The sequence below is a fragment of the Knoellia koreensis genome, from assembly GCF_013041615.1.
In the GTDB taxonomy this organism is placed as follows: domain Bacteria; phylum Actinomycetota; class Actinomycetes; order Actinomycetales; family Dermatophilaceae; genus Pedococcus; species Pedococcus koreensis.
This window is the reverse complement of sequence record NZ_JABEPQ010000001.1, coordinates 1,373,908-1,390,371: the sequence shown is the minus strand read 5'-3', so window position 1 is coordinate 1,390,371 and position 16,464 is coordinate 1,373,908. Positions and strand designations below refer to the sequence as shown.

16 protein-coding genes are annotated in these 16,464 nt (G+C 71.5%); 10 read left to right on the top strand and 6 right to left on the bottom strand.

The genetic code is table 11. The annotated features are described in order from the left end of the window. Positions 1-5: 5 nt before the first annotated feature. Together HJG52_RS06810 and HJG52_RS06805 are read right to left on the bottom strand one after the other, a co-directional pair. The gene (locus HJG52_RS06810; protein ID WP_171242709.1) at positions 6-1,214 is read right to left on the bottom strand and encodes an amidohydrolase family protein; all 1,209 of its coding nucleotides are present in this window, start codon (positions 1,212-1,214) and stop codon (positions 6-8) included. Next, positions 1,211-2,113 (bottom strand): SIS domain-containing protein, encoded by a 903-nt coding sequence (locus HJG52_RS06805; protein WP_171242708.1) that lies wholly within the window; start codon positions 2,111-2,113, stop codon positions 1,211-1,213. Before HJG52_RS06805 ends, HJG52_RS06810 begins: the two co-directional genes overlap by 4 nt. Before the next feature lie 247 nt (positions 2,114-2,360). On the opposite strand from HJG52_RS06805, the gene HJG52_RS06800 reads away from it, so the two are divergent. The 5 genes from HJG52_RS06800 to HJG52_RS06780 are packed head-to-tail and all read left to right on the top strand — an operon-like array spanning position 2,361 to position 6,526. Beyond that, the gene (locus tag HJG52_RS06800) at positions 2,361-3,170 is read left to right on the top strand and encodes a DeoR/GlpR family DNA-binding transcription regulator (protein WP_171242707.1); all 810 of its coding nucleotides are present in this window, start codon (positions 2,361-2,363) and stop codon (positions 3,168-3,170) included. 2 nt (positions 3,171-3,172) lie between these two features. Then, a complete protein-coding gene (locus HJG52_RS06795; RefSeq protein WP_171242706.1) occupies positions 3,173-4,087 on the top strand; it encodes an ROK family protein in 915 nt (304 codons plus the stop codon). After that, positions 4,084-5,016: a hexose kinase gene (locus tag HJG52_RS06790; protein ID WP_171242705.1), complete on the top strand. Its 933-nt coding sequence runs from the start codon at positions 4,084-4,086 to the stop codon at positions 5,014-5,016. The genes HJG52_RS06795 and HJG52_RS06790 overlap by 4 nt, the downstream gene beginning before the upstream one ends. 6 nt (positions 5,017-5,022) lie before the next feature. Next, positions 5,023-5,850, top strand: a complete 828-nt coding sequence (locus HJG52_RS06785) for a ketose-bisphosphate aldolase (protein WP_171242704.1) — start codon at positions 5,023-5,025, stop codon at positions 5,848-5,850. A 52-nt stretch (positions 5,851-5,902) separates the two neighbouring features. Then, entirely contained in the window at positions 5,903-6,526 is a 624-nt protein-coding gene (locus tag HJG52_RS06780; protein ID WP_171242703.1) for a histidine phosphatase family protein, read from the top strand. A 60-nt stretch (positions 6,527-6,586) separates the two neighbouring features. Here HJG52_RS06780 and nucS read toward each other — a convergent pair whose 3' ends face one another. After that, positions 6,587-7,282 carry an endonuclease NucS gene (gene nucS / locus HJG52_RS06775; protein ID WP_171242702.1) on the bottom strand — a complete coding sequence of 232 codons (696 nt, stop codon included), beginning with the start codon at positions 7,280-7,282 and terminating at the stop codon, positions 6,587-6,589. Positions 7,283-7,357: 75 nt separating this feature from the next. Here nucS and HJG52_RS06770 point away from each other — a divergent pair, with 75 nt between their 5' ends. The 5 genes from HJG52_RS06770 to HJG52_RS06750 all read left to right on the top strand — a co-directional run bounded on the left by HJG52_RS06770 (position 7,358) and on the right by HJG52_RS06750 (position 12,150). Then, entirely contained in the window at positions 7,358-7,762 is a 405-nt protein-coding gene (locus HJG52_RS06770) for a hypothetical protein (protein ID WP_171242701.1), read from the top strand. Between the two features lie 153 nt (positions 7,763-7,915). Beyond that, positions 7,916-9,694 (top strand): 3-hydroxyacyl-CoA dehydrogenase family protein, encoded by a 1,779-nt coding sequence (locus HJG52_RS06765; protein WP_171242700.1) that lies wholly within the window; start codon positions 7,916-7,918, stop codon positions 9,692-9,694. Positions 9,695-9,811: 117 nt separating this feature from the next. After that, positions 9,812-11,320, top strand: a complete 1,509-nt coding sequence (locus HJG52_RS06760; RefSeq protein WP_171242699.1) for a hypothetical protein — start codon at positions 9,812-9,814, stop codon at positions 11,318-11,320. Between the two features lie 3 nt (positions 11,321-11,323). Beyond that, complete coding sequence (locus HJG52_RS06755) at positions 11,324-11,893, top strand: SigE family RNA polymerase sigma factor (protein ID WP_171242698.1); 570 nt, start codon at positions 11,324-11,326, stop codon at positions 11,891-11,893. Beyond that, complete coding sequence (locus tag HJG52_RS06750) at positions 11,851-12,150, top strand: hypothetical protein (protein ID WP_171242697.1); 300 nt, start codon at positions 11,851-11,853, stop codon at positions 12,148-12,150. Before HJG52_RS06755 ends, HJG52_RS06750 begins: the two co-directional genes overlap by 43 nt. 25 nt (positions 12,151-12,175) lie before the next feature. On the opposite strand, the gene HJG52_RS06745 is transcribed toward HJG52_RS06750, so the two are convergent. The 3 genes from HJG52_RS06745 to HJG52_RS06735 form a co-directional block, all read right to left on the bottom strand. Next, positions 12,176-13,486 (bottom strand): AI-2E family transporter, encoded by a 1,311-nt coding sequence (locus HJG52_RS06745; protein ID WP_171242696.1) that lies wholly within the window; start codon positions 13,484-13,486, stop codon positions 12,176-12,178. 93 nt (positions 13,487-13,579) lie between these two features. After that, positions 13,580-14,920 (bottom strand): crotonyl-CoA carboxylase/reductase, encoded by a 1,341-nt coding sequence (gene ccrA, locus HJG52_RS06740; RefSeq protein ID WP_171242695.1) that lies wholly within the window; start codon positions 14,918-14,920, stop codon positions 13,580-13,582. Between the two features lie 122 nt (positions 14,921-15,042). Then, positions 15,043-16,452 (bottom strand): endonuclease/exonuclease/phosphatase family protein, encoded by a 1,410-nt coding sequence (locus HJG52_RS06735; RefSeq protein ID WP_171242694.1) that lies wholly within the window; start codon positions 16,450-16,452, stop codon positions 15,043-15,045. Positions 16,453-16,464 lie beyond the last annotated feature (12 nt).

Sequence of the window (16,464 nt, the reverse complement as noted above, 5' to 3'; positions counted from 1 at the left end):
AGAGCTCAGGCGATCCGGGCACCCCGGCGCAGCACACGCTGCAGCTCGAGCGAGTCGTCGACCACGACCACGTCGGCGAGTTTGCCGGCCGCCAGCGAACCGACGTCGTCGAGAGCCAAAGCCGTTGCGGGAGTAAGCGATGCAGCAGCCACGGCATCCTCGAGCGAGATCCCCAGGTCGCGCACCAACCAGCGCACCTGCTCCAGCAGGGTCGACACGCCGCCCGCCAACGAGCCGCCTGGCTCGAGCCGGGCCTCACGGCCGCTCACGCGAACGTTGAAGCGCCCCAGCGTGTAGTCGCCCTCCGGCAGGCCCGCAGCCGCCATGGCGTCGCTGACGAGTGCGATGTTGGCCGGCCCGACGGTGTCGAACACCATCCGCACCGTCCCATCGGCCAGGTGCACACCGTCGGCGATGACCTCGACGACCGCCTCACCGCGCGCCGCCGCCGAGAGGGCGGCCGCGACGGGGCCGGGGGCGCGGTGGTGCATGGGCGGCATACCGTTGAAGAGGTGGGTCACCAGCGGGCGGCCACCGCGCACGCCCTCGCTCGCACCGGCCAGCGCTGCGGCCGCGACCGCCCACTCGGCGTCCGTGTGGCCGACCGCACCGAGCGCCCCCCACCGAGCCAGCCTCGCCGGCACCGCGTCGGCGCCGGCCAGCTCGGGCGCGAACGTCATCTGCGCGAGCCATCCCCGCGCCGCCTCGCCGGCCGCATCGATGAAGGCCGGGTCCGGGTCACCGAGGGCTTCCGGGTCCTGGGCGCCGCATCGAGCGTGCGAGAGGAACGGCCCTTCGAGGTGTATGCCGGCGAGGTCGCCGGCCGTGGCGCGCGGCACCAAGGCGTCGATCCCGGCGAGCATCGCCTCGCGCGGGGCCGAGACGAGCGACGCGACGAGGCTCGTGGTGCCGCTGCGGTGGTGGTGGTCGATCGCCGGAGTCGCGGCCGACGCATCAGGCCCGAACTCGCCGCCACCGCCGCCGTGGCAGTGGATGTCGACCAGCCCGGGCAGGAGGGTGAGGTCGTCCCGCCAGCCCCGGGGTGTTGCCGCTGAACGGAATTCGGCCGGCAGCTCGCCCTTGGCACCGCTCCAGGCGATGCGGTCGCCCACGACGATGACGGCCCCGTCGGGCACGATGCCGCCGTCGGTGACGAGCCGCCCGGTCAGCAGAGTGGGGGCGGACTCGCTCGGCGTCGTCGTGTCAGTGGTCACGACAGAATGATGGACCGCGCGAGGTGGCGCGGCTGGTCGGGGTCGAGCCCGGCCTGCGCCGACTTGGCGAGGCAGAGGCGATGCACGCGCACGAGGTCGGCCATGGGGTCGATCGCGCGGTCCTCGAACCACGCACCGGTCGCGGCGACGTCGGCGGCCAGCCCTTCGGGCGCCGGACCGAAGGACCACACGGCTCGACCGGGTGCGGCGATGCTGATCGGGCCGTGGCGGTAGTCCATGGCGGGGTAGCTCTCGGTCCAGAACTGCGCCGACTCGCGCAGCTTGAGCGAGGCCTCCTGAGCTATGCCGATGCTCCAGCCACGACCGACGAAGGTGACCTGTTCGGCGTCGACGACGCCCTCGAGCACGGACTTCTCGTCCTCGGTGAGCACGGCGCGGGCCTGGCTCACGACCTCGGTGAGGTCCTCGCCCAGGGAGGCGCGCAGCAGCGCCAGCGTGGTGGTGGCGAACCGTGTCTGGACAACCGACTGCTCGTCGACCTCCGGCAGCAGGAACGACTGGTCGGCGATCTGCGGGATCGGTGTCCCGGCGGTCGCGACGAGGGCGGTGGTGCGCTGGTCGCGCTCCTTGAGGGCGGTGAGCAGGTCGATGACCTCGGTCGTGGTGCCGGAACGGGAGATGGCGACGACGCGGTCGTACTCGCGGGTGTGGGGGAACTCGCTGGCCACGTGCGCGTCGGTGCGTCCCGCACCCGAGGCCTCGCGCAGCGCGGCATACGCCTGCGCCATGAACGCGGAGGTGCCGCACCCGACGACGGCGACGGTCTCGCCGGGCTGGGGGAGGACGCCGCGCGCCTCGTCGAGCCGGCCCTGCACGGCCTCCCAGTCGTCGGGCTGGGTCGCGATCTCCGCGGCGAGGTGGCTCGAGTACTCGGTCATGACCACAGGGACCTCTCTGACGGGCACGTGGATGGCGGCAATCACTGACGGAATGTGATTAGATTCGACTGGTTCGAATCATGTTCGATCGGATTCGATCAGTCAAGCCATCGGTCCCGCGATCGGCTCAGCCGGCCCTGCATGATCACTCCCGCGCTCGGTCGCTGCCCGATCCATCCCGCATATTGATCGGATGGCGCCGAAAGCGATTAGATTCGATCACGACAGCCACGGCCAGGGAGCGGGCATGAGCGCCAGACAGATCAAGACCGCGGACCGCGGCGCCCGGTGGAGCACGCTGCTCGCGCTGCTGGCCGAGCGGGGCCGCCTCAGCGTCGGCGAGGTCGTCGACACCCTCGGCGTCTCCGAGGCCACCGTGCGCCGCGACTTCTCCGACCTCGCGGCCCAACAGCTCGTGACGCGCACCCACGGCGGGATCGTGGCGACCGCGGTGGCCTACGACCTGCCCGCCCGCTACAAGCAGGCCGGCAACGACACCGCCAAGGAGCGCATCGCCGCCCACGCCGCCGACCTGCCGCAGGAGGGCACGGTCGTGGGCTTCAACGGCGGCACCACGACCAGCGCCGTCGCCCGTCGGCTGGCAGCCCGCTCCGACCTCGCCATGGCGACCACGCGCCCGGCCATCACCGTGGTCACCAACGCCCTCAACATCGCGACCGAGATGGTGCTGCGCCCGTTCGTGCGGTGCGTCTCCCTGGGTGGTGTCGCGCGCCCGGAGTCCTACGAGCTCTCGGGTCCGCTGGCCACGATGGTGCTCGGTGAGCTCTGGCTCGACACGCTGGTCCTGGGCGTCGACGCCGTCTCCGGCAGTGAGGGCGCCATGTGCTTCCACGAGGGGGAGGCGGGGATCAACTCGATCATGGTCCAGCGCGCCGACCGCGTCGTGGTCGTCGCGACCGGCGCCAAGGTCGGCGCCCGGGCGTTCGCGCGGATCTGCCCGGTCACCGAGATCGACCTGCTGGTCACCGACGACTCTGCGGACCCGGGTGCCGTCGCCGACCTGCGCGCGGCAGGCGTCACGGTCGAGGTGGTCTGAGGGTGCCCGCACCCGTCGTCGCGGGCATCGACCTCGGTGGCACGCGCATCAAGGCGGCCCTGGTCGACCGCGACGGCACCCAGGTCGCGACCACGCTGACCCCGACCCCGGGCGACCTCGACCGACCCGGCGCGCTCGTCGACGCCCTCGCGGCGACGTTCGACCGGCTGCGGGCCGAGGCGCCGGAGGCCGAGGTGGTCGCCTGCGGGGCCGTCGTCCCCGGCATCGTCGACGACGCCCGCGGGGTGGCCGTCTACGCGAGCAACCTGCGGTGGCGCGACGTCCCGGTCGCAAAGCCGCTGGCTGAGCGGCTCGGCGTGCCGGTGGCACTGGGTCACGACGTCCGCGCCGGTTTGCGTGCCGAGGTGGAGTGGGGCGCCGCCCGCGGGAGCCGGAACGTCCTCTTCCTGCCGCTCGGCACCGGTATCGCGGGCGCACTCATGCTCGACGGCCACCTCGTCGTGGCCGACGGGTGGAGCGGCGAGGTCGGGCACGTCATCGTCGAGCCGGGTGGACCCCAGTGCCCGTGCGGGGCCCGTGGGTGCCTCGAGACGCTCGCCTCCGCGGCCGCCGTGGCGCGTGGGTATGCCGCGCATGTGCCCGCGGGCGCCCCGCCCGTCGACGCCAAGGGCGTCGCCGCGCTGGTCGCCGAGGGCGAGCCCGCCGCGGTGGCCGTGTGGGACCGTGCCGTGGACGCCCTGTCACGCGCCGTCGCCATGCTGGTCAGCGCCACCGGTGTCGACCACGTGCTCGTCGGCGGCGGGCTGTCCCAGAGCGGCGAGCTGTTGCTCGAGCCGCTGCGCGCGCAGGTGAAGGCCACCTTGACCTTCCAGCGCATGCCGCGCATCGAACGCGCGACCCTCGGCGATCGTGCCGGCAGCCTCGGATCCGCTTGTCTGGCATGGGATCTCGTGTGATCGTCACAGTCACCCCCAACCCGGCGCTCGACCTCACCTACGACCTCGAGCGGCTCGTGCCGCACGCGAGCCACCGCGTCCTGCGCGTCCGCGAGCTGGCCGGTGGCAAGGGGCTCAACGTCGCCTCAGTGCTCACCGGCCTCGGCCACGACGTCGTGGCCGTCGGACTGGTGGGCGGCGGTCCAGGGGCGCGCATCCGCGCCGACCTGGACGCACGCGGCATACGCCACGACCTGCGCGAGTGCGACGTGCCCAGCCGGCGCACGGTCACCATCGTCTCCGAGGCCGACGGGGAGGCCACGGCGTTCAACGAACCGGGACGCCCATGGTCTGACGCCGAGTGCGAGGCGCTCGTGCAGCACGTCACCGAGGTGGTGACCAGCATGCGCCCCGCCGTCGTGGTCGCGTCGGGCAGCGTCCCGCCTGGATTTCGGCCCGACGGGTATGCCGCGCTCGTCGCCGCCGCCCGCGAAGCCGGTGCACTCGTCGTCCTCGACGCATCGTTGGAGGCGTTCGTCGGCGGCCTCGCCGCGCAACCCGACGTCGTCAAGCCCAACCAGCACGAGCTGCGCGAGGTGACCGGTCTCGACGACCCGACCGCTGGCGCAAAGGCGTTGCAGGACAAAGGCGCTCGCCATGTCGTCGCATCCATGGGGTCGGAGGGGATGGTGCACGTCGCCCCGGACGGCACGGTGCACCGGGCTCGCCTCGGACGCATCCTGCGCGGCAACGCCACCGGTGCGGGGGACGCCGGTGTGGCCGCGATCGCGCACGGCCTCGCCACCGGCCGTGCCTGGCCGGAGGTGCTGGCCGATGCAGTGGCCTGGTCGGCCGCCGCCGTGTTGCAGCCCGTGGCGGGCGAAGTGTCCGCGAGCGACATCGCAGAGCTGCGCGAGTCCGTGACCGTTGACGTCGAAGAGGTGAGCTGAGTGCTGGTGCCCCTTGTTCCCGTGCTGGAGGAGGCGCGCTCGGCCGGGCGCGGGGTGGGTGCGTTCAACGTGATCCACCTCGAGCACGCCGAGGCGCTGGTGGGCGCCGCCGAGGACGCCGACCTGCCCGTCGTGCTGCAGATCAGCGAGAACACCGTGAAGTGGCACGGGCAGCTCGCGCCCCTCGCGGCAGCGACCAGGGTGTTGGCGGAGCAGGCGGAGGTGCCCGTCGTCCTGCACCTCGACCACGCCGTCTCACGAGACCTCGTCAGCGAAGCCGTCGACCTCGGCTTCACCTCGGTGATGTTCGACGGCTCGACGCTGCCCGACGCGCACAACCGCGAGGAGACGCGCGCCGTCGTGGCCGAGTGCCACGCGATGGGGGTGAGCGTGGAGGCGGAGCTGGGTGAGATCGGTGGCAAGGACGGCGTCCACGCGCCCGGCGCGCGTACCGACCCAGGTGACGCCGCGGCATTCGTCCGCGACACCGGTGTCGACGCGCTCGCCGTCGCGGTGGGCTCGTCGCACGCCATGACGACCCGCGACGCCGCCCTCGACCTCGACCTCATCGCGGCGATCCGCGGCGCGGTGCCCGTGCCCCTCGTGCTGCACGGTTCGTCCGGTGTGCCCGACGAGGGGCTTGCGGCGGCCGTGCGGTCGGGCATGACCAAGGTCAACATCGCCACCCACCTCCAGTCGGTGTTCACCGGGGTCGCCCGCGAGCGGCTCGACGCCGACCCCGGGCTGGTCGACACCCGCAAGTACCTCGGCCCCGGTCGCGAGGCGATGCGCGAGGAGGCCGGCCGCCTCCTGCGTCTGCTTGCGTCTGCGTGAACGGTGGCTCGGACAACCGGTGACCGGGACGCAAGCAGCTAGGGTCACGAGGGTGAGCGACCTGCACTGCCCCGCGACGCTGCTCGTCACGCGCCACGGCGACGCGGAGTACGGCAACCCGTCGGTGCTCTCCGACGACGGCGGCTGGCTGACGCCGCTCGGCGAGCAGCAGGTGCGCGACCTCGCCGAGTCGCTGCGCGGTCGCAACGTCGTACGAGTGTTCAACAGCACGATGCACCGGGCGCAGCAGTCGGGCGAGCTGGCGGCCCAGCTCCTCGGCACCGACGCGGTGACGGTCGAGGGCCTGCAGGAGTATGCCGTCGGCACACTCGCCGGCCGCCCCCACGACGACCCCGAGCTGGCGTCGATCTTCAAGTCGTGGGTGCATGGCGACCTCGAACGCCGCATCCCCGGCGCTGAGTCCGGCGCCGAGGTCATCACCCGCTACCGCGACGCGCTCCAGTCGATCGCCGACCTGCACCGCGGTGAGACCGTCCTGGTGTTCACGCACGGCGGGGTCATGTCGTTCGTCCTGCCGCGCATCAACGGCATGGTTCGCGCCGACCTGGCCGCCGCGAAGTACCTGCCCAACTGCGTGCCGGCCGAGGTTTCGGTCGACGCCGACGGGTTCGACGTGCGCACCTGGCCGGGAAAGACCGACCGAGCGGTCGTCTGACCCCCCGCGGTTCGAGGTAAAAACGCCGGTGATCCCCGGCGTTTTTACCTCGAACCGGCGTTAGAAGAGGCGGTGCTCGCTGTTGTCGATGCCGCGCAGCTCGTCGTAGTCGAGGGTGACGCAGCGGATGCCGCGGTCGGTGGCCAGCGTGCGCGCCTGCGGCTTGATCTCCTGCGCGGCGAAGACCCCCGACACCGGCGCGAGGTGCGGGTCGCGGTTCATCAGCTCGAGGTAGCGGGTCAGCTGCTCGACGCCGTCGATGTCGCCGCGCCGCTTGATCTCGATGGCCACGCTCGCCCCTCCGGGGTCCTTGGCCAGGATGTCGACCGGCCCGATCGCCGTCATGTACTCGCGGCGCACCAGCGTGAACCCGTCACCGAGGGTGTGGATGTGCTCGGCGAGCAGCTTCTGCAGGTGGGCCTCGACGCCGTCCTTGACCAGGCCCGGGTCGACACCGAGCTCGTGGCTCGAGTCGTGGAGCACCTCGTGGATGAGCACCCGCAGCCGGTCGTCGGACTTGGCGTGCTGGACCTGCCAGACGGCGGTCACCCCGTCGGCGGCCTCGTGCTCCTCGGGTGACACCTCCGCCATCGCGCACGGCGGCGACATCCAGTTCAGCGGCTTGTAGGAGCCGCCGTCGCTGTGGACCAGCACCGACCCGTCGGCCTTGACCAGCAGCAGCCGCGTCGCCAGGGGCAGGTGGGCGGAGAGCCGCCCGTCGTAGTCCACCGAGCACTTCGCAATCACCAGCCGCACGAGGCGCAACTCTACGCAGGGCGTTGCGTGGCGGTGTGCGTGGGCGCACACTCGATCTCACAGAGGTGAGTCGGTATGCCGTACATGCTCGTCAACCTGACGGCGCTCGCCCTGGTCTTCGGCTCACTGGCGAGTGCGGTGCGCTGGCTGACCGGCGGCAGGCCGCCGCTGGTCCTGCGCCCGCTGGTCCGCCGGGCGCAGGCGTGGCGTGCTGCGCGCAGACCGGTGCCCGAGCCGATCCCGCCGGTGCTGCTCGCGCTCGAGCTGAGTCGGCTCGCCTCCCACGTGCGCTACGTCGAGCAGTCCAACCACCCGAACAAGGCCGAGCGACTCATGGCCGCGCGGCTGGCCTACGACCACGCGCTGCGCGACTACTGCCGCGCCGTCGACATCCCGGTGCCCACGGCGATCCGGGGCCTGTCCCGCGAGCAGCGGTTCCACATGGAGTCCGCCCTCATCGGCGCCGGCCACGACTGGTGAACCACCCCTGACCCCCGAGTCTTCGGAAGAATCCCGACGCTGGAACGTACGAATTCTTCCGAAGACTCGCAAGCGCGCCGGGGGGCTGCGCGTGGTGAGGCTCACGCCGCCCGCCTGACCACACGGCATACGAGGTCTGGGAGGATCGCCGGCATGGCTCGGGAGTTCAACACGGTCGGAGTGGTCGGTCTCGGCACCATGGGTGCCGGCATCGTCGAGGTGTTCGCGCGCAACGGCATCGACGTCGTCGCCGTGGAGGTCGACGAGGGTGCGGTCGAGAAGGGGCGCGGCGTGCTGCAGCACTCCACCGACCGGGCCGTCAGCCGCGGCAAGCTGAGCGAGGAAGACCAGGCGGCGCTGCACGGCCGCGTGCGGTTCTCGGCCGCCATGGACGACCTGGCCGACTGCCAGCTGGTCGTCGAGGCGGTGCCGGAGCACCTCGACCTCAAGAAGGAGATCTTCGGCAAGCTCGACACCATCGTCGGGCCCGACGCCATCCTCGCGACGAACACCTCGAGCCTGTCGGTCACCGAGATCGCCGTCGCCACGAGCAACCCCAAGCGGGTCGTCGGCATGCACTTCTTCAACCCGGCGCCGGTGCTGCAGTTCGTCGAGGTCATCAGCACCGTCGTGACCGAGGACGAGGTGTTCGAGGACGTCAAGGCGCTCGCCCAGCGGCTCGGCAAGCAGCCCGTCGTCGTGGGCGACAAGGCCGGGTTCATCGCCAACGCCTTGCTCTTCGGCTACCTCAACCACGCGGTGTCGATGTACGAAAGCCGTTACGCGACAAGGGAAGACATCGACGCAGCCATGAAGCTGGGCTGCGGCTACCCGATGGGTCCGCTTGCGCTCATGGACCTCATCGGCCTGGACACGGCCTACGAGATCCTCGACACGATGTACAAGCAGGGGCGCGACCGCCTGCACGCGCCGAGCCCGATCATCAAGCAGATGGTCAGCGCCGGCCTCAAGGGTCGCAAGAGCGGCCGCGGGTTCTACACCTACGCCGAGCCCGGCTCCTCGACCGTCGTCGACGACGCCCTGACGCCCGGTGCGCGCGAGGGCGCGGCCGCGGAGGTGCGCCCCATCCGCACGGTCGGCGTGGTCGGCTCGGGCACGATGGCCACGGGCATCGTCGAGGTCTTCGCCAAGGCCGGTTACGACGTCACCTACGTCACGCGCAGCCAGGCCAAGGTCGATGCCGTCACGGCCGCGATCACCAAGTCGCTCGAGAAGGCCGTCCAGCGCGGCAAGCTCGAGGAGTCGGCCCGCGACGAGGCCCTTGGCCACCTCACCGGCACCACCTCGCTCGAGGCGCTCGCTGGCGTGGACATCGTGGTCGAGGCCGTCGTCGAGGACCTCGCGGTCAAGCAGGCGCTGTTCGAGAACCTCGACGAGATCGCGAGGCCCGGCGCGATCCTGGCGACCACCACCTCGAGCCTGCCCGTCGTCGAGCTCGCCGCGGTCACCTCCCGGCCGCAGGACGTCATCGGCATGCACTTCTTCAACCCGGCGCAGATCATGAAGCTGGTCGAGGTCGTGCACACCGTCTCGACCGCGCCCGACGTGGTCGCCACCGTCCAGGACCTGTGCGCCAAGGTCGGCAAGCACGCCGTCACCTGTGGGGACCGCAGCGGCTTCATCGTCAACGCGCTGCTGTTCCCCTACCTCAACGACGCGGTCAAGATGCTCGAGGCCAACTACGCCACCGCCGACGACATCGACACCGCGATGAAGACCGGCTGTGGCCTCCCGATGGGCCCGTTCGAGCTGCTCGACGTGGTCGGGCTCGACGTGTCCCTCGCGATCCAGCGCGAGCTCTACCTCGAGTTCCGTGAGCGCGGGTTCGCCCCGGCACCGCTGCTCGAGCACCTCGTGACCGCCGGCTACCTCGGTCGCAAGACCGGACGCGGGTTCCGCACCTACGCGTGAGGTGACGTTACCCCGGTATGCCGCGTGGGCGGCATACCGGGGTAACGTCACGGGCAGGTCGGGCCGTCTGGAGGGTGAGGGGACGCGAACCGTGTCCCACCGACCGAGGGGGCACCCATGCTGCGAGGCGACGAGGGCGTCGAGGACCTGCTGCGCGACACGTTCGCCGCGGCCCGGCCGGGACCGGCCGACGACCTGACCGGCCTGCGCGACGCGAGCTGGGCGCGCGCCGACCGGTTGCGGCGGCGCCGAGCTCTCGTCGGCGGGGCCACGGTCAGCGGTGCTGTGGCCGCCACTGCCGTCGCCGTGCTCCTCGGGAGCAGCATGTGGGGTGGTGCGCCGCGGACCGCGCCGGCTCCGGCGGCCTCCACCGCAACCCGCTCTGCGACCGTGACGGCCGCGACGGCGACCTCCGCGACGGGGACCGACCCGGACTGGAGCAGGTACGCGCTGCAGTCCGGGACCGCGGCCTACCGCTTTCCGGACCTGACGCCCGACCCGTTGCCGAGCGGGGTGCGCGAGATGTCGGGGCCGATCTCCCAGGCGGACCTGGCTGGAGTCGCGGGTGGCTGCGACTGGGCCGAGCTGAAGGACCGGCGCCAGGCCGTCGCCGGGTGGTCCAACCAGTTCGAGGTGCCCGACGCCGGTCCGGGATGGCTGGCCAACCTTGGGGTCGCCGGCTTCACAACCGGCACCGGGGCGGAGGCGATGGCGGACCTGCGCAACGGCGCGTTGCCGTGCACCACGCCCGCGATGAAGACGGCCGCGTGGGAAGGGCCGGGCGACGACTCGGTCCTGTGGACCGACACGGCCACGACCAACGACATCACGCAGACGACCGCTCTGGCAGTGGTGCGGGTGGGTGACGTGCTGGTCGCGGGCTCGGCCCGGTCGGACGCCTCCGCGGCTGAGGCCCGACGGATCGCGACCGAGCTGGCCGGCGGGGCCGCCACGACGCTGCTGGACGAGAAGTTCCCGCCGGCGTTGGGGCAGCCACTGGGCAGGAGTGCCACCGCACCCAACGCCGCGTCGAAACCCGGTGCGGCACAAGGGAAACCGGTGCGTCCCCAGGCACAGTACGACTTCGGCGACGTTTTCCCGGCTGCGAGCCAGCTGCGGTTCGACATGAAGTACCACGGCACTCCCGTCCCCAGCCCGCTCACGCCGGCCGCCCCCGGTGCGCAGATGTGCGACAACACGGGGCAGCCGGACCAGGCGGCTCGTGATGCGAAGCCCGACCCGGTGTCGGGTGTGCAGCAGATGGCCTGGGCCGCCAAGGGCACGCTGGGCGACGCAAGCGTCACCATCGGGGTGACGGGTTGGGCCACGGGCACCGGGCCGGACCGGTTCGCCGACCTGCGGCGCAACGAGGGCAGCTGCCGCTGGAGCCCGCCGCAGCAGCAGGAGGCGTGGCCGGGTGAGGACCCTGCGACCACGTGGTTGTCGTCCGGGGAGCAGCTGGGCGTCAACGGGTACCTCGCGGCACGTCGCGTCGGTGACGTCATCGTCTCGGTGGTCGTGAACGACCTGCCGCCCGCCGAGGCGCGCGCCGAGGCGATCCGCATCAACAAGATCGTCACGGCCAAGGTGACGGCCAGCGGCATACCGGCTGCGACGGGGCGCTGAGGCATGGGGCTGTTCGGGGGCGGGCGCGGGCGGCCGGACGCCGCGACGCGGTACGTCGAAGCTGCCCTGCCGCGCCTCATGGGTGCTGCGATGTCGCTCACCGGGAACCGGCACGACGCCGAGGACCTCGTCCAGGACACGTTGGCCAAGGTGCTGCTCCACTGGCGGCGGGTGGAGCAGGCCGACAGCGTCGACGCCTACGTGCGCAAGGTCATGGTCAACACGTTCGTGTCGGGGAAGCGGCGCCGCTCGAGCCGCGAGGTGGTCTCCCACGACCTCGTCACGAGTGACGCGGCCGGGTCGGTCGCCTCGCCGGCCGGTGCCACCGAGGACCGTGACCAGGTGTGGCAGCTGCTGGCCACGTTGCCGCCGCGACAGCGCGCGGTGCTGGTCCTGCGCTACTACGACGACCTGCCGGACGCAGCGATCGCCGAGGTGCTCGGCTGCTCGGCGGTGTCGGTCCGGGTCGCCGCCCACAAGGCCATGGGCAGGCTGCGGGAGCGGCTGCCGGCTCTGGGAGAATCGCAGCCGTGCCCCGTGCCAACCGACGCCGCCGCGACGAGGTCCCGCTGAACCTCGACCGTGCGGTCGGGGGCGCACCCAGGCGTGAGCGGTATGCCGGTGGGGAGTGGTTCGTGCGCCGCGTCACCGGGGCGTCGTCGCAGCGTTCCTACCTGTGCCCCGGGTGCCAGCAGCAGATCCCGCCGGGGGTCCCGCACGTCGTCGCGTGGCCCGCGGACGGACTCGGCGGCATCGACGACCGCCGCCACTGGCACGGCACGTGCTGGTCGGCCCGCGAGCGGCGACAGCCCGGCGGCTCCTACCGCTGACTCGCGCCGGGGCAGTCCCGGCCGGCTAGTGCCTGGCCTGCCGGGGGAGTAGGACCTCTTCGTAGAGGAGCAGCAGGCCGGCCGCGACGGGGATGGCCAGGAGCGCGCCCAGGACGCCCAGCAGGGTGCCGCCGGCCAGGGCCGCCACGACCGTCACCGCACCCGGCACCGAGACCGTCCGCTGCATGACCCGCGGCGCGACGATGTAGTTCTCGACCTGCTGGTAGATGACGAAGTAGACGGCGGCGATGATCGCCTTGCGCGGCTCGTCGAAGACGGCGACGACGCAGACGACGACGGCGCCGATGGTGGCACCCACCATCGGGATCAGGCCCAGGAAGCCGACCGCGACGGCGAGCACCGCGGCATACGGGATGTGGACGATCGTCATCATGACGTAGGAGCACACGGCGTTGATCGAGGCGACCGCGACCTGCCCGATCGCGTAGGAGCCGGTGCGGCGCATGATCTCCTCGGACAGCGAGGTGACGCGCGGGCGGCGCGAGGCCGGGACCATCGCGTATGCCGCCTGCTTGACCCGCGGGAACGACGCGAGCAGGAAGAGGGTCAGCACCAGGACGGTGAAGGCCTGGAAGATGCCACCGATCACGGCCGCGCCGACGCCGAGCACCCCGCCGAAGACCTGGCTGAGGAAGTTGCCGTCGGTGATGCGCTTGTTGAACTCCTCCTGCACCTTGTCGACCACGTGGTAGCTGGCGTCGAGGTCCTGCACCCACTTGCTGGCGAGCACCTCGTTGAGCCAGCCGGGGGCGGCCTGCACGAGCTCGCTGCCCTGGGAGACCACCGGGGGGACGACGACGTAGCCGAGCAGTGCGAACACCCCGACGAGGCCGGCGAAGACGATCGTGACCGCCAGCCCGCGGTTGACGCGGCGCTTGGTGAGGGCCTCGACGAGCGGGTTGAGCGCGAGGGTGAGGAAGAACGCCACGACGAGCAGGGTGATCGTCGTCGTCAGGCGTCCGATGGTGTGCCAGAGCAGGAGCGCCGCGAGGACGCCGATGCCGCCGAAGAACCCCATGTAGAACGGCGACTGCCGGTTGAGGGGACGCCCCAGGCGGCCGTAGCGCTCCGGGTGCGGGGTGAAGAAGCCCTCCTTGGCGTCGCCGTCCGTGGCACCGTCGTCCGAGCCCTTCTCGCCGTCGCCGGTGGTGACGGGTGCGCCTGTCGACTGTGCCGAGGTCGGCAGCACATCGGCGAGGATGTCGTCGGGTACGGGCGTGGGGTCGCCCTGCTCCCGCTCGTGCGGGTGGTTGCTCGCACGCAGCGACTCGCGCTGCGTGCGGCCGAACTCGCGCCAGCGTCGAAGGAGTGACATGGGCGGAAGACTATGACACCCGCGCGACCCTCACCGCCCGGGGGCAGGTCGGGTCGCGCGGGTGTTTGCGCAGGTCAGGGGCTTGGGCGTGGTTCAGGCGTTGCGGAAGCGGTTGATCTGCGGCAGCAGCGCCTCGCGCTTGTCGGGGTCGGTGACACCGAGCCCCTCCTGCGGCGCGAGGGTGAGGACGCCGACCTTGCCCTGGTGGGCGTTGCGGTGCACGTCGAGCGCGGCCTGCCCGACCTCCTCCATCGAGTAGGTCTTGGACAGGGTCGGGTTGATGAGGCCCCGGTTGATGAGCTCGTTGGCCTCCCATGCCTCGCGGTAGTTGGCGAAGTGGCTCGACACGATCCGCTTGAGGTTCATCCACAGGTAGCGGTTGTCGTACTCGTGCAGGTAGCCGCTCGTCGAGGCGCAGGTGACGATGGTGCCGCCCTTGCGCGCCACGTAGACACTGGCGCCGAAGGTCTCGCGGCCGGGGTGCTCGAAGACGACGTCGACGTCGTAGCCACCGGTGAGCTCGCGGATCTTCTTGCCGAGCCGCTGCCACTCGCGGGGGTTCTGCTCGGTGCCGTCCTCGTTCCAGAACTGGTAGCCCTCGGCGCTGCGGTCGATGATCAGCTCGGCTCCCATGTCGCGGCAGATCTGCGCCTTCTCCGGCGACGAGACGACACAGATCGGGGTCGCACCGCCGGCGAGCGCCATCTGGGTGGCGTACGACCCGAGGCCACCGGAGGCGCCCCAGATGAGGACGCGGTCGCCGAGCTTCATGGCGGCGCCGTTCTTGGAGATGAGCTGGCGGTATGCCGTGGAGTTCACCAGACCGGGCGAGGCCGCCTCCTCCCACGACAGGTGGGCGGGCTTGGGCATGAGCTGGTTGGACTTGACGATGGCCAGCTCGGCGAGGCCGCCGAAGTTGGTCTCGAAGCCCCAGATCCGCTGCTGCGGGTCGAGCATCGTGTCGTTGTGGCCGTCGGCGTCCTCGAGCTCGACCGACAGGCAGTGGGCGACGACCTCCTGGCCGGGCTTCCACTTGGTGACGCCGGGGGCGGTGCGCAGGACGACGCCGGCGAGGTCGGAGCCGACCACGTGGTAGGGCAGGTCGTGCCGCTTGGCGTACTCGGAGGTGCGGCCGTAGCGCTCCAGGAAGCCGAAGGTCGACACCGGCTCGAAGATCGAGGTCCACACGGTGTTGTAGTTGATCGCGCTCGCCATGACCGCGACCAGGGCCTCACCGGGCGCGAGCTCGGGCAGCGGCACGTCATCGAGGTGGAGGGACTTGCGCGGGTCCTTCTCCTTGGTGGCCATGCCCTCGAACATGTCGACCTCGTCCTTGTGCACCGTCACGGCGCGATAGGACTCGGGAATGGTGAGGCCGGCATACGTCTGCTCGGTCCGGTCACCGGAAAGGATGGCGTCGCGGATCTCCTGCACTGGAACTGCTCCTCGGCGTCGTCGTGGGCCCAGCGGGCTCGGGGCACGGTGCGTGCCTGCGAACCTACTGGCGCGTATGCCGCGTGGCCGGGGCGTGAGACGCCGGTCACCCGTGACGTGGCTCACGGGTGACCGGGCGGTTCAGATGCGGATGTCGGCGAGGACGAGGTTGTGGTCCGTCGGGCGCGCACAGTCGGTGCGCACCAGGGCGTTCTCCCAGCGACGGCGCTGCCCAGGCCCTTGACCATGACGACGTCGATGCGCGAGCCCCAGCCCGGGAACTTGCCGACCATCGGCACGGCCACGGTGCAGGCGAACTTGTTCACCGTGGAGTACCGCAGGTTGACCTGGGTGAGCGCGGCGGACGTGTCGTAGTAGCCGCCGCGGACCAGGGCGTCGTGCGCGAGGTAGCCGCCGACGTTGCTCTGGTAGGTGTTGATGTCGCCGGTGAAGACCACCGGCAGGCCGGCGGTGTTGAGCTGGTTCACGCGGTTCATGACGGTGGCGACCTGGTCGGCACGCAGCTGCTCGTAGATGCGGTCGGTGCTGGCGGTGGTCGAGTGGCGCTGGTCGAGGTGGGCGGAGACGACCATGAACTGCCGGCCGGTGCGCAGGTCCTGCAGGGTCGCGTATGCCGCGTGGCGCCGCACCCACTCGCTGTCACCGGGCCGCATCGGCATGGGGATGATGCACGCGGACGACCAGGGGGACCCGTCGGTGGTCTCGGGGCAGGATGTCACCAGGCGGTAGCGCGAGGAGTCGTAGAGGATGCGCGCGCCCTGGATGGCGGAGGCCGTGCCGGGCTTCACATAGCGCGTGGTGCGCACGAGCCGGTACTTGCCAACGCCCCTGGACGCGAGCGTGTTGACCAGGCTCTGGGCCTGGGTGGTGGCCGTGAGGCTGCCCTGGGACGACCCGTTGGCGGGCGTGATGCCGAGCTCCTGGAGACCGACCACGCCGGGGTTGGTGCGCTTGATCTCGTCGACGATGCCACCGACCCGCGTCGACCACGCGCGCACGCCCGGCTGCGTGTTGGCCGTGTGCACGTTGTAGGTGCCGACGCGCACCAGGGTGCTACCGGCCGTGGCGGTGGTGGGCCGCACGCCGACGCTCTGGAGGTACGGCCACCACCGGGTGGTCGACCCGGACCGCGTCACGTTGACAGCCTTGACCCGGTAGAAGAGGTGGTTGCCCGAACCCAGGGCGGCGCCGGCGGACGCGACCTGGCTGGCGGTGAGGGTCACCGACCTGCTGGTCCGGCCCACCGCGAAGGTCTTGGAGCCGCGGCCGTGCAGCGGCTGGGAGCTGTCGACCGGGCTGAACGTGGTCAGGCCGGTCTCGATCACGAAGCCGGTGGTGTTCCGGCCGTCCTGCTTCCACGTGAAGGTGATCTCACCGGCGCGTGGACCCGGAGTGGCGGTGACGGCGGTGAAGGCGCTCGGGGTGGGCACGGCCGCGTCGGCGGCCGGTGCGCCCAGGGCCGCGGTGGTGGCGAGTCCGAGCACGGCGGCAAGGAGCACACGAAGTCTCATGCGAGGTCCTAC

What these genes read in the sequence shown, in the direction of transcription:
- HJG52_RS06805 (WP_171242708.1), bottom strand. Translation starts at nt 2,113, where the DNA reads ATGACCGAGTACTCGAGCCACCTCGCCGCGGAGATCGCGACCCAGCCC.
- HJG52_RS06800 (WP_171242707.1), top strand. Translation starts at nt 2,361, where the DNA reads ATGAGCGCCAGACAGATCAAGACCGCGGACCGCGGCGCCCGGTGGAGC.
- HJG52_RS06770 (WP_171242701.1), top strand. Translation starts at nt 7,358, where the DNA reads ATGCCGTACATGCTCGTCAACCTGACGGCGCTCGCCCTGGTCTTCGGC.
- HJG52_RS06765 (WP_171242700.1), top strand. Translation starts at nt 7,916, where the DNA reads ATGGCTCGGGAGTTCAACACGGTCGGAGTGGTCGGTCTCGGCACCATG.
- HJG52_RS06760 (WP_171242699.1), top strand. Translation starts at nt 9,812, where the DNA reads ATGCTGCGAGGCGACGAGGGCGTCGAGGACCTGCTGCGCGACACGTTC.
- HJG52_RS06755 (WP_171242698.1), top strand. Translation starts at nt 11,324, where the DNA reads ATGGGGCTGTTCGGGGGCGGGCGCGGGCGGCCGGACGCCGCGACGCGG.
- HJG52_RS06745 (WP_171242696.1), bottom strand. Translation starts at nt 13,486, where the DNA reads ATGTCACTCCTTCGACGCTGGCGCGAGTTCGGCCGCACGCAGCGCGAG.
- HJG52_RS06735 (WP_171242694.1), bottom strand. Translation starts at nt 16,452, where the DNA reads ATGAGACTTCGTGTGCTCCTTGCCGCCGTGCTCGGACTCGCCACCACC.